The following is a 12,221-nucleotide window of genomic DNA, read 5'->3' as shown; positions in this document are numbered from 1 at the left end:
AGGGGTCAGCGCGGGCGGGTCCAGAGGCGGGTGTCGCGCGGGGTGTCGGGTAGCAGGTGACGCCGCGCCGCCTGTATGCCCGCCCGTGCGATCCAGCCGAGCTTCGCCGACTTCGATGTGGTGACCCGGTTATCCCAGGCGTGGATGCCGCGCGCCGCCACGGCGCGGGCGATGTCGCCGTAGATCCCCGCCGCCGCCAGCACCGCCCAGGCGGAGCGGAACGACAGCGCCTTCGTGCCGATCCGCGCGCTATCCTCGTGCGATTGCGCGCGCGTCGCCAGCCGGCGGGCGAGCACCGCCAGCCGTTCGCGGAACGGCGGCTTCATGTGCTGGCCGGGCGGCATGTCCATTTCGACCAGCCAGTCGTCGGGCAGGTAACAGCGCGCGACCCGATCATCCTCCTCGATGTCGCGGGCGATATTGGCGAGCTGGAAAGCGAGACCGAGATCGCAGGCGCGGTCGAGCGTCGCGTCGTCGTCGGGCGACACCCCCATCACCACCGCCATCAGGCAGCCGACAGCACCCGCGACATGGTAGCAGTAACGATACAGATCGTTCTCGCTGCGGGGATGCCAGTCGTCGGCGTCGAGCTGAAAGCCGTCGATCACGTCATGGACGAAGCGGCGCGGCAGCCCGGTTTCGCGCGCGACGACGCCCAGTGCGTCGAACGCGGGGTCGCCGGTCGGCTGGCCATCGAGCGCGGCGTCGCTGAGCGCGCGGACCCGCGCGACCCGTTCGCGTGCGTCGGTGACGAGGGTACGGCCATGGCCGTGATCCTGCCCGTCGACCAGATCGTCGCATGCGCGGCACCAGGCGTAGAGCAGCCACGCGCGTTCGCGCACCACCGGCGCAAACAGCTTCGAGGCGGCGGCGAAGCTTTTTGACCCGCGCGCGATCGAGGCACGCGCGGTTTCGACCAGCGCCGCGCGATCCTGGGTCACGGCTGCGCCCCTTTACGGGGCGCCGGCCGAACGGTCGCCGTCTTACAAATCGGACGCGGCCATGCGCACGATCGGCTGGGTCGGCACGTGCGCGGCCATGCGATCCAGCAGGACGTCGAGCGTATCGGCGACGATCAGGAGGTCGCGGTGCTGCGCGCGCAGGAAGCCGACCTCGCCCATCTTCTCCCAAAAGGCGACGATCGCATCGTAATAACCGCGCGCGTTGAGCAAGCCGACCGGATCGGCGTGGTAGCCGAGCTGTGCCCAGCTGAGCGCCTCCCACAATTCGTCCATCGTACCGGTGCCGCCGGGCAATGTGACGAAACCGTCGGCAAGGTCGGTGAACAGCTGCTTGCGCTGGTGCATGCCCGTGACGACGTGAAGTTCGGTCAGGCCGCGATGCGCGACCTCCGCATCGACCAGCGCCTGCGGGATGACGCCGATCACCTCGCCGCCCGCCGCCAGCGCCGCGTCGGCGATCGCACCCATCAGCCCGAGCCGCCCGCCGCCGTAGACGACACCGATGCCGCGCGTGGCAAGCGCATGCCCGACCTCCCGCGCGAGATCGATGTAGAAGGGGTCGGCGGGCGTGGCGGAGCCGCAGTAGATGGCAAGGCGCTTCATGGACGCAGCGCTACGGGATCGGCGCGGGCGGAGCAACCGTCGCGGAGCGCCGCCCGCCGCCCCGCCCCGAATTGCCCGCGCCCCGCGCGCCGTCCCGCCCGGGGCGAATTGACGCGCGCGGCGGGCGCGGTCCATGAAGCGCGGATGGGGCGAGCGGCGGAGCAAAGCGCGCAGCGGCGCAGCCTGATCCTGCGGGTGATCTACGCTTTGTGCCTGCTGGGTGCGACCGCCAACCATTGGGCGATCCTGCTCCAGCACGGGCTATATTGGGATTATGGCGGCTTTCCCGTCGCGACCGCGATCTTCTGGACGTCGCTCTCGTTCCTCGACCCCGCCGCCGTCGTCCTGCTGTTCGCGCGCCCGAACGCCGGTGTCGCGGCGACGATCGCGATCATCGTGACCGACGTGATCCACAATCTGTGGATCGAGGCGCGCTACTTTCCGCCGCTGCTGCGAACGCTGGTGCAAGCGCCGGGGGTGATGGCGCAGATCGCCTTCATGCTCTTCGTGCTCGCCACGGCATCGCGGGCGTGGGGATCGGAGCGCCTTGCTTAGCCTCAGGCCGGAGCCAGCGGCGGGACGCTCCAGTCGATCCGTCTGCGTCCGTGCGCTTCGAGGAAGGCGTTGGCCTTGCTGAAATGACCCGAGCCGAACCAGCCCTTGTACGCCGACAGCGGCGAGGGGTGGGGAGCGGTGAGGATCAGGTGGCGATCGTCGCCCCCCTGTCGCACCAGCGCCGCCTTCGCCTGCGCGTGGCTGCCCCATAGCATGAACACGGTCGGAGCGGCGTCGGCTACGACCGCGCGGATGATCGCGTCGGTCAGCCGTTCCCAGCCGCGCCCGCGATGCGCGGCGGCGCGCCCCTCCGCCACGGTCAGCACGGTGTTGAGCAGCAATACCCCCTGCCGCGCCCATGATTCGAGAAAGCCGTTCGTGGGTGGGGCGATGCCGCAGTCGCTGGCGAGTTCGCGGTAGATGTTGGCGAGGCTGGGCGGCGGTTTGACGCCGGGGCGCACCGAGAAGCACAGGCCGTGCGCCTGTCCGGCACCATGATACGGGTCCTGCCCGAGGATCACGGCGCGCACCGCCGGCAGCGGCGTGAGTTCCAGCGCGCGGAAACGATCGGCGGCGGGCGGGAAGATGCGCGTGCCCGCGGCCTCTTCCGCGGCGAGGAAGCGGTGCAGCGCGGCCATGGCGTCACCGGAAAGGTCGGCGGCGAGCGCGGCGCGCCAGCTCGGGTCGATCGCTTGCAGGTCGGGCGCGGGCATGGCCTCACCTGTCATCGCGCGGGCGGTGGCGCAAGTCAGGCAGTGGCGCGGCGCACGAACCCGGCCAGTGGTTCGCTGTTCGGTTCGGCGGGCGCATCGCCGACCGCGACGTCGGCGACGCGCGCGGCGGGCGGGCCGCGGCGCGCATAGGTGGTGATGGTTTTCATTGCATCGGGGGTGCCCTCCACCACCGCCTCGACGCTGCCGTCGGTGCGGTTGCGGACCCAGCCGGCAAGATCGAGCGCGCGGGCCTGCGCGGCGAAGCCGTCACGATAGCCGACGCCCTGCACACGGCCGGTGATGGAAAGGTGCCGGCGCATCACCCGTCGCGGCGATGTTCGAGCAGCCACGGACGCGGACGCCCGGTCGGCGCGGGCTTGCCATCGAGGCGGACCGCGCGGGTGACGATCACCGGGCGCAGCATCAGCGTGCCGTTCATCTGCTGCCCGGTCGGCTCGGCCAGGATGCGCTTCACGGTCTTCTGCCCGGCGACCACGCGTCCGAAGGCGGCATAGCCGGGGTCGCGCGCGCTCCAGTCCATATAGGCGGCGGGGCCGACCGTGATGAAGAAATTGCCGTTGGCCGATCCCGGCGGCCCCTTGCGCGCCATCGATACGGTCATGTCGAGGTGGCGGATGCCGGTCTGCTTCGTGGATTCGTGCGGGATCGTATCGAGGAACCGCCGCGCGTCGGTGCGGATGCCCGACTGGATGAAGCCGGTGCCGGGTGCCTTCCTGCTGCGCGCGGTACGATAGAAGCTGACCCCGTCGAAGCGGCCATCGTCGACGTAGCGCAGGAAATTGGCGGTGGTGAGCGGCGCATGGCGCCGGTCGAGCGCGAGGACGATCGGGCCGTCTGCGGTCTCGAAGCGCACGCGCACCCACCCCGGCGTCGGACGATCGGCGCGTTGCGCGGCGGCGGGAAACACGGTGAGCGCGACAATGGCGGCGAGCAGAAGGTGGGGGGAGCGCATGGGCAGCGGTGTACGGATCGCCCGCGACGATCGCAACGTGGTCAGATCCCCGGCGCGGACGGCAGTCATGATGGGGAGGAATCCTGCACGGCGGTCATGTAAGATCAATCCATGCTCGCCATGGCGGGTGTCGTGACGCGCTTCGGCGTGTGCTGGTCCGGCGATGAATCGCCTCGCGATGCCGTCATGACGGTTGGCGCCGTGTTCCCTCGTCTTTCGCGACCACGGCGTGGGAGGGCACCCCACGCCGTGGTGGATGCGTGCGGCGGGGAAGGGGCGGCGGGCAGCTTCGCCTTGCTGGCTGCCCGCCTTGCGCCCGTCAGAGCTTCCCGGTCAGCTCCGGGACGATCTTGAACAGGTCGCCGACCAGTCCGAGGTCCGCCACCTGGAAGATCGGCGCATCCTCGTCCTTGTTGATTGCGATGATCGTCTTGCTGTCCTTCATGCCGGCGAGGTGCTGGATCGCGCCGGAGATGCCGACCGCCACATAGACCTCGGGGGCGACGATCTTGCCGGTCTGGCCGACCTGATAGTCGTTGGGGACATAGCCTGCGTCGACCGCCGCGCGGCTGGCACCGACGCCCGCGCCCAGCTTGTCGGCGAGCGGCTCGATCAGTTCGTGGAACTTCTCCCCCGAGCCGAGCGCGCGGCCACCCGACACGATCACGCGGGCGCTGGTCAGCTCGGGCCGGGTCAGCGCGGCGATCTCCTGCCCGACGAAGGTCGAAAGGCCGGCGTCGCCGGTCGTGGCGACCGCCTCGATCGTGCCCGAGCCACCTTCCGGCGCAGCCTTTTCGAAGGCGGTGCCGCGCACGGTGATGACCATCCGCGCATCCGACGTCTTCACCGTGGCGATCGCGTTGCCGGCGTAGATCGGGCGGGTGAACGTGTTCTCGCCCTCCACCGACAGGATGTCGCTGATCTGCATGACGTCCAGCAGCGCGGCGACGCGCGGGGCGACCGCCTTGCCGGTGGTGGTGGCGGGCACGACGAAGGCGTCGTGGTGGCCCATCAGTTCGACGACCAGCGGCGCGACGTTCTCGGCCAGTTGATGCGCATAGGCGGCGTCGTCGGCAACATGGACCTTGCCCACGCCGGCGATCCTGGCCGCCGCCTCCGCCACCGCGCCGACCTCCTGGCCGGCGACCAGCAGGTGAACCTCGCCCAGCTTCGCCGCAGCGGTCACCGCGGAAAGCGTGGCGTCACGGACGGCCTGGCCGTCGTGCTCGACCCAAACGAGCGTCTTCACTTGGCAATCCCCATCGACTTGAGCTTGTTGACCAGTTCATCGACGTCGGCGACCTTGACCCCCGCCTGCCGCTTGGCCGGTTCGGCGACGCTGACGATGGTCAGACGCGGCGTCACATCGACGCCGAGGTCGGCCGCGGTCTTCGTCACCAGCGGCTTCGACTTGGCCTTCATGATGTTGGGCAGCGACGCGTAGCGCGGTTCGTTGAGGCGCAGGTCGGTGGTGACGATCGCGGGCAGTTTGAACGTGTCGGTCTCCAGCCCGCCATCGATCTCGCGCGTCACGGTGACCGCGTCGGCCGCCAGTTCAACCTTCGATGCGAACGTGCCCTGGCCCCAGCCGAGCAATCCGGCGAGCATCTGCCCGGTCTGGTTGTTGTCGTCGTCGATCGCCTGCTTGCCGAGGATCACCAGCTGCGGCTGTTCCTCCTCGACGATCTTCGCCAGCAGCTTTGCGACCCCCAGCGGCTCGACCTTCGTGTCGGACGTGACGAGGATCGCGCGATCGGCCCCCATCGCCAGGGCGGTGCGCAGCGTGTCCTGCGCCTTGGGCTCGCCGATCGAAACCACGACGATCTCGGTCACGACGCCCTTTTCCTTCAGGCGGATCGCTTCCTCGACCGCGATCTCGTCGAAGGGGTTCATGCTCATCTTGACGTTGGCGAGGTCGACGCCCGACCCGTCCGCCTTCACGCGGGGCTTCACATTATAGTCAAGCACGCGCTTGACGGGCACCAAGACCTTCATCGAGGCTCCTTCCGGATGGGGTTCTTCACAGACGTTCTCCGGGGCGGATGTGGCTGTTCCGCGTGTGTTTCGCAAGTCGGGTACGGCGTACGGGCCATGTCGTAGCGTCACCGGACGCGAAAACGGGCCGGTACGCTTTCGCGCCCGGCCCGCTTCGACGAATCACCGATCCGGCAGGAAGGTCAGGCGACCTTCTTGACCTCGGCCACGATCTTCTTCGCGGCGTCGCCCAGATCGTTGGCGGGAACGATCGCGAGGCCCGAGGTCGACAGGATTTCCTTGCCCTTGTCGACGTTCGTGCCCTCGAGCCGGACGACCAGCGGCACCGACAGGTTCACTTCCTTCGCCGCGGCGACGATGCCCTCGGCGATGATGTCGCACTTCATGATCCCGCCGAAGATGTTGACGAGAATGCCCTTCACCGCGGGATCGGCGAGGATGATCTTGAACGCCGCCGTCACCTTCTCCTTCGAAGCGCCGCCGCCGACGTCGAGGAAGTTGGCCGGGAACATCCCGTTCAGCTTGATGATGTCCATCGTCGCCATGGCGAGGCCGGCACCGTTGACCATGCAGCCGATGTCGCCGTCCAGCTTGATATAGGCCAGGTCGTACTTCGACGCTTCCAGCTCGGCGGCATCCTCCTCGGTCTCGTCGCGCAGCTCGGCGAGATCCTTGTGGCGGAACATCGCATTGCCGTCGAACGCCACCTTGGCGTCGAGCACCATCAGCTTGCCGTCCTCGGTCACCGCCAGCGGGTTGATCTCGATCTGCTCGGCATCGGTGCCGAGGAACGCGTCGTACAGCTTCGACGCGACATGCGCCGCCTGCTTGGCGAGATCGCCGCTCAGCTGCAGCGCGCCGGCGATGGCGCGGCCGTGGTGCGGCTGATAACCGGTCGCGGGATCGACGTCGATCGACAGGATCTTCTCGGGCGTGTCATGCGCCACGGTCTCGATATCCATGCCGCCCTCGGTCGAGGCGACGAACGAGATGCGGCCGGTCGCGCGGTTGACGAGCAGCGCGAGGTAAAATTCCTTGGCGATGTCGACGCCGTCGGTCACGTACAGGCGGTTGACCTGCTTGCCGGCCTCTCCGGTCTGGATCGTCACCAGCGTGTTGCCGAGCATCTCGGTCGCGGCGTGGCGCACCTCTTCCTCGGTCTTCGCCAGGCGGACGCCGCCCTTGCTGCCTTCGGCCAGTTCGGTGAACTTGCCCTTGCCGCGGCCGCCGGCGTGGATCTGTGCCTTCACGACATAGAGCGGTCCGGGCAACTTCTTCGATGCGGCGACCGCTTCATCCACGCTCATCGCGGCAAAGCCGGCCGGTACGGGCACGCCGAATTTCGCGAGCAGTTCCTTGGCCTGATATTCGTGGATGTTCACGGGGGCTCTCCCAGGTACAGCGATAAAATCGCTCCAGCCTAAAGCACAGCGGGTCGCGCGAATCCACCCTTTATCGTCGCGCAATTGCGAACCATGTGCAATAGGTGGTTGTCGTTGCCAGAACGTTCCCGTTGCGGCATGTCGATCCGGTGATCCGGTTGCCCCATCCCGCGTTGCACGCCAGCCATTCCGGCATCTGGGTGGCGCATGACGGTGAGACGCGCGCCGTGTCGCGCGGCGAGGCGATCCGGCTGGCGGCGGACACGCCGGTGATCCTGCTGAACGCGCCATTGATCGGGCAACGGCTGGGTTATGCCGATCTGTCGGGGCTCGACCTCCTGGAATTGTTCGCGTTCCTGCACCCGGCGCGGTTCATGGTGCCGACGCCAAAGGGCGTGGCGGATGCATGTGGGCTGGCACCGCCCGAGCGCGACGATGCGGTCGCGGGGTTCCTGCGCGATGCCGCCGAGCGAATGCTGGCGGCGACCGCGGGCGAGTGGCCGGAGCGCGAGGGGGCGTGGACCGCCGCGCAGTCGCTGACGCGGGCACGCTGGGCCTGGGCGCCGATCGTGGCGGCGCAGACGCCAAAACCGGCGCAGAACGAACGCTGGCTGTTCGCGCGGCTGCCCGAATGGGAGGAGGCCGCGCCGCGGCCCGCACCACGCAGCATCACGCTGGACGACAAGGCGGTGCTCGACCGGCTCGATCGGCTGACCGGCGCGAATGCGGAGCCGCGCGCCGGACAGCGCGCCTATGCCGCGGCGGCCAGCGCCGCCTTCGCACCGCGCGTGGCGCGCGACACGCCCAATATGGTGCTGGCGGAGGCGGGGACCGGCATCGGCAAGACGCTGGGCTATCTCGCCCCGGCCAGCCTGTGGGCGGAACAGGCGGGCGGCGCGGTGTGGGTGTCGACCTATACCAAGGCGCTGCAACGCCAATTGGGACACGAGACGCGCCGGCTCCATCCGGACCGCGCGCTGCGCAAGGCCAGGGTGGTGACGCGCAAGGGCCGCGAGAATTACCTGTGCCTGCTCAATCTGGAAGACGCCTTGCAGGGCGGGTTTGCAGGGCGAGCGGCGATCCTGGCGCATCTGGTCGCACGCTGGGCGGCCTATACCGACGACGGCGACATGATCGGTGGCGACCTGCCGGGCTGGCTGGTCGCCTTGTTCCGGCGCAACGGCACCACCGCGCTGACCGACCGGCGCGGCGAGTGCGTGTATGCGGGGTGTCCGCATTACCGGAAGTGCTTCATCGAGCGCGCGGCGCGTTCCTCCGCCGAAGCCGATCTGGTCATCGCCAACCACGCGCTGGTGATGGTCAACGCCGCACGCGGGCGCGAATTGTCGACGCGGCCCACCCGCTACGTCTTCGACGAGGGACATCACCTGTTCGACGCCGCCGACGCGATGTTCGGCACCGCGCTGACCGGAGCGGAGGCGATCGAACTGCGGCGCTGGATCGTCGGGCCGGAAGGCACGTCGCGCGGGCGGCGGCGCGGGTTGCAGGCGCGACTGTCCGACGTGGCCAGTTACGACGAACAGGGCGGGCGGGCGGTGACCGACATCGTCGGCGCGGCGCAGGCGCTGGCATCCGACGGGTGGCTGGCGCGGGTGGCGGAAGGCCAGCCGTTCGGCGCGATCGAGGCGTTGCTGGGGGCGGTGCGCGGGCTGGCCTATGCGCGTGCCGAGGAGCGCGGCGCCGACGCGGGCTACGGGCTGGAAACCGAACTGGCGGAGCCGTCGCCCGAACTGATCGAGGCGGCGGCACCCGCCGCGCACGCGCTGGACGCGCTGGTGCGGCCGATGGTGGCGCTGGGCAAGCGGCTGGAGGCGGTGCTGGCGGAGGGGCCGGACTGGCTGGACGGACCGGCACGCGCGCGGGTGGAGGGGGCGATCGCCTCGCTCGGCTGGCGCGCGGAGACGGTGGCGGGGTGGCTGGCGCTGCTGGCGCGGATCGGCGGACCGGCGGACCCGCGTTTCGTCGACTGGCTGGCGGTCGACCGGGTCGAGGGGCGCGAGTATGACATGGGGCTGCACCGTCGCTGGCTGGACCCGACGCTGCCGTTCGCCGAGACGGTGCTGAAGGGCGCGCACGGCGCGCTGGTCACGTCCGCGACGCTGACCGGCGGGGGCGACTGGGACACCGCGGAGGCACGGGTGGGTGCGCCGCACCTGACCCGCGCGCCGGGGCGGTTCCAGGTGCAAAGCCCGTTCGATTATGCGGCGCGCGCGGAGGTGGTGATCGTCACCGACGTGAAGCGCGGCGACATCCCCGCACTCGCCAACGCCTATGCCCGGCTGGTGGAGGCGAGCGCGGGCGGGGCGCTGGGGCTGTTCACCGCGATCCGGCGGTTGCGCGCGGTGCATGCGCGCGTCGCCGACCGTCTGGCGCGCGCCGGGCTGCCGCTCCACGCACAGCATGTCGATCCGGTCGATACCGGCACGCTGGTCGACATCTTCCGCGATGATCCGCACGCCAGCCTGTTCGGCACCGACGCGCTGCGCGACGGGGTGGACGTGCCCGGCCATTCGCTGCGGCTGGTGGTGATGGAGGGCGTGCCGTGGCCCAAGCCGACCGTGCTCCACGCCGCGCGGCGGCTGGCGGGGGGCGGCAGCGCGTATGACGACCGGATCGTGCGCGCGCGGCTGGCGCAGGCGTTCGGGCGGTTGATCCGGCGCGACAGCGATGCGGGGCTGTTCGTGCTGTTGTCGGCGGCGATGCCGTCGCGGTTGCTCGACGCGTTTCCGCCGGGCGTGCCGGTGACGCGCGTGCCGCTGGACGAGGCGGTCGAAAGGGTCCGGCGGCGGCTATCCACGGGCACGAACATCGGGCATGACGCGCCCCTCGATGCCTGACGGAGATGCTGGCCGGTGAAGACGCTGACGCTGCTGCGCCATGCCAAATCTGGCTGGGACGATCCGGTAGCGCGCGATTACGACCGGCCGCTGAACCTCAAGGGCCGGCGTGCGGCGGCGGCAATGGGGCGGCACGTGCAATCGCTGGGGCTGGACTTCGACCGCGTGATCGCGTCGCCGGCGGCGCGCGTGCAGGAAACGGTGACGGAGGTCGAGGGTGGACTGGCGCGTGCCTTGTCGCCGGAATGGGACCGCCGGCTGTACCTCGCCTCCGCGGCGACCTTGCTGGACGTGGTCCATGAAACCGGCGGCGACACCCGCTCGCTGCTGCTGATCGGGCACAATCCCGGGCTGGAAGAGCTGACGATGTTGCTGGTCCCCGACGATGCGGGCGGCCTGCGGGAGGCGGTGGCGCAGAAATACCCCACGGCGACGCTGGCGGAAATGACGTTCGATACCGACGACTGGCGCGACGTCGCGACAGGACGCGCGACCCTGCGCCGCTTCATCCGCCCGCGCGACGTCGACCCGACACTGGGACCGGACGCCGACTGAGCAAGGGCGTCCAGGGGGCGTTCAGCGGCTGCGTTGCCGGCGGAAATGACGTTCGTAACCTACGGCTGGCGCGGTTTCGGCGGCAGGGGGCAACCTTGCGCCGTTTCATCAGGCTTTGCAGTGTCGCGCCGCCATTTGGGCCGGACGCGAACCGGGCGAGGGCGTTTCGGGGACGCCGAACGGTCGTTCAGCGCGACCGCATCGTCAGCAGCGCACCGTGTCACGCTTCGTCGCGCGGATCGTGCATTGCGGGCGGCCGGCGACCACGACCTGGGCATCGGGGCCGGCGGTGACCTGCGCGGTGCTGCGCGCGGCGGTGCGGACGATGATGTCACCGGCGGCCTGAACGGCGACGCGATCGGCGGACAGGCGGGTCGTGTCGATCGTGCCGGGTCCGTTGCCGGCGAGCCGCACCTCCGCGGCGCGGCCCGCGGCGGTGATCGTGCCTTCGCCCACGAGGGTCGCGGTGAAGGTATCGGCGTCGACCCGTGCGATCGTGACGTCGCCCGCGCCCGACACCGACACGCCGGCACGTCCGCCGCGCAGCGTGTCGACCGTGACGGAGGCGGGCGCGAACAGCGCGAGCGTGTCGAGCCGCGGCGTGGCGATGAAGAGCTCGGCGGTCGGGCTGCCCCGCGGCGCGCGGATCGTGAGCGTCGCGCCGTCGACGCGCAGGTCAAGCGCATCGAGCGTGGCACGGTTCGCGGCGGTGGCGCGTACGCCGTTGCCGCCGCCGGTCGTGACGTGCACCGTGACCGGCGCCTCGACCCGGAGGCGCTCGACGCTACCCACCGGCCAACGTCGTTCCGCCGCCTGCGCGGGGTGCGACAACAGCGCGGCGAGCGCGATCAGCCGCCGCATCGCACGTCGCCCGACCCCGCCTTCCGAACGCGGCATTGCGCGTCGCGGCCGAGATCGACATCGCCAGAGCCGACCGAGGAGACTTCGGCACCGCCCCTGACGGTGGCGCGGATATCGCCGGAGCCCACCGAACCGACCTCGGCCGTGCGCGCGACGAGTTGCGCCGCGTCGATGCTCCCCGATCCGGCGCTTCTTGCCGACAGACGTTCCGTCGTGCCGCGCGCCGCGACGGTCCCGGACCCGGTGATCCCGATCGACAGGGCCCGCGTCGCGACCTGCGCCAGGGTCATGTTCCCCGACCCCGCGATTCGCCCCTCGAAGCTGGGTCCGGTGACGCGATCGATCGTCATGTTTCCCGATCCGCCGATCGAGGCGCTGTCGATCGCCGGCAAGGTGACGAACACGCGCGCATGCCCCCGTCCGCCATCGGAGCGGCGGGAGATGGTGAGCGCCCCGCCGTCGCGCGTGATCTTCAGCCGGTCGAGGATGCGGGGATCGCCCTCCGCGCGCACCGCGTAATCGCCGCCGACCCGCACCACCACGTCGTCGCTGCCACCCAGCTTCACGGCCGAGAAATCGCGTGCGTCGAAGGTGCGGACGTTGCCGGTGCCGCGCGCCGGGATGCCGGCGTTCGTGTCAGCCGCGGCAACCCCGCACGCCATCAGCGGCAGCAGTGCCGCCAGAACCATCGTCCGCATCCTGCATCTCCCGTCGTGTATTGCCTGAATAATACACGCGGGCATCGCGCACAAACGAAAAGGGCG

At 70.1% G+C, this 12,221-nt stretch carries 13 protein-coding genes; 3 read left to right on the top strand and 10 right to left on the bottom strand.

What is annotated here, in order from left to right:
* Positions 1-5: 5 nt before the first annotated feature.
* Together ASE95_RS06640 and ASE95_RS06635 are read right to left on the bottom strand one after the other, a co-directional pair.
* Complete coding sequence (locus ASE95_RS06640) at positions 6-941, bottom strand: phytoene/squalene synthase family protein (protein WP_056633601.1); 936 nt, start codon at positions 939-941, stop codon at positions 6-8.
* A gap of 42 nt (positions 942-983) precedes the next feature.
* Positions 984-1,565, bottom strand: a complete 582-nt coding sequence (locus ASE95_RS06635; protein ID WP_056633598.1) for a TIGR00730 family Rossman fold protein — start codon at positions 1,563-1,565, stop codon at positions 984-986.
* Between the two features lie 144 nt (positions 1,566-1,709).
* Between ASE95_RS06635 and ASE95_RS06630 the strand changes: the two genes are divergently transcribed.
* Positions 1,710-2,120 (top strand): hypothetical protein, encoded by a 411-nt coding sequence (locus ASE95_RS06630; protein ID WP_082450064.1) that lies wholly within the window; start codon positions 1,710-1,712, stop codon positions 2,118-2,120.
* A 2-nt stretch (positions 2,121-2,122) separates the two neighbouring features.
* Here ASE95_RS06630 and ung read toward each other — a convergent pair whose 3' ends face one another.
* The 6 genes from ung to sucC all read right to left on the bottom strand — a co-directional run bounded on the left by ung (position 2,123) and on the right by sucC (position 7,183).
* Positions 2,123-2,833, bottom strand: a complete 711-nt coding sequence (gene ung / locus ASE95_RS06625; RefSeq protein WP_056633592.1) for a uracil-DNA glycosylase — start codon at positions 2,831-2,833, stop codon at positions 2,123-2,125.
* Positions 2,834-2,868: 35 nt separating this feature from the next.
* Positions 2,869-3,153, bottom strand: a complete 285-nt coding sequence (locus tag ASE95_RS06620; RefSeq protein ID WP_056633589.1) for an acylphosphatase — start codon at positions 3,151-3,153, stop codon at positions 2,869-2,871.
* Positions 3,153-3,806, bottom strand: a complete 654-nt coding sequence (locus ASE95_RS06615; RefSeq protein ID WP_056635782.1) for a peptidylprolyl isomerase — start codon at positions 3,804-3,806, stop codon at positions 3,153-3,155. The genes ASE95_RS06620 and ASE95_RS06615 overlap by 1 nt, the downstream gene beginning before the upstream one ends.
* Before the next feature lie 319 nt (positions 3,807-4,125).
* Positions 4,126-5,055: an electron transfer flavoprotein subunit alpha/FixB family protein gene (locus ASE95_RS06610; RefSeq protein WP_056633585.1), complete on the bottom strand. Its 930-nt coding sequence runs from the start codon at positions 5,053-5,055 to the stop codon at positions 4,126-4,128.
* On the bottom strand, positions 5,052-5,801 hold the full coding sequence (locus ASE95_RS06605) for an electron transfer flavoprotein subunit beta/FixA family protein (RefSeq protein WP_056633582.1): 750 nt from the start codon (positions 5,799-5,801) through the stop codon (positions 5,052-5,054). The genes ASE95_RS06610 and ASE95_RS06605 overlap by 4 nt, the downstream gene beginning before the upstream one ends.
* Before the next feature lie 182 nt (positions 5,802-5,983).
* A complete protein-coding gene (gene sucC, locus ASE95_RS06600) occupies positions 5,984-7,183 on the bottom strand; it encodes an ADP-forming succinate--CoA ligase subunit beta (RefSeq protein ID WP_056633579.1) in 1,200 nt (399 codons plus the stop codon).
* A 152-nt stretch (positions 7,184-7,335) separates the two neighbouring features.
* Here sucC and ASE95_RS06595 point away from each other — a divergent pair, with 152 nt between their 5' ends.
* On the top strand, positions 7,336-10,041 hold the full coding sequence (locus tag ASE95_RS06595) for an ATP-dependent DNA helicase (RefSeq protein WP_443025454.1): 2,706 nt from the start codon (positions 7,336-7,338) through the stop codon (positions 10,039-10,041).
* A 15-nt stretch (positions 10,042-10,056) separates the two neighbouring features.
* Positions 10,057-10,596 carry a SixA phosphatase family protein gene (locus ASE95_RS06590; RefSeq protein WP_056633576.1) on the top strand — a complete coding sequence of 180 codons (540 nt, stop codon included), beginning with the start codon at positions 10,057-10,059 and terminating at the stop codon, positions 10,594-10,596.
* 204 nt (positions 10,597-10,800) lie between these two features.
* Here the strand turns inward: ASE95_RS06590 and ASE95_RS06585 are convergent, their stop codons facing one another.
* Entirely contained in the window at positions 10,801-11,457 is a 657-nt protein-coding gene (locus ASE95_RS06585; RefSeq protein WP_162234672.1) for a GIN domain-containing protein, read from the bottom strand.
* Positions 11,445-12,155, bottom strand: coding sequence for a head GIN domain-containing protein (locus ASE95_RS06580; RefSeq protein ID WP_082449988.1), 711 nt, complete (start codon positions 12,153-12,155; stop codon positions 11,445-11,447). Before ASE95_RS06580 ends, ASE95_RS06585 begins: the two co-directional genes overlap by 13 nt.
* Positions 12,156-12,221: the final 66 nt, after the last annotated feature.

The organism is Sphingomonas sp. Leaf231, assembly GCF_001421995.1.
Lineage (GTDB): Bacteria > Pseudomonadota > Alphaproteobacteria > Sphingomonadales > Sphingomonadaceae > Sphingomonas.
Note: the sequence above shows the minus strand (reverse complement) of the source record. Positions and strands in the feature narration are given on the sequence as shown.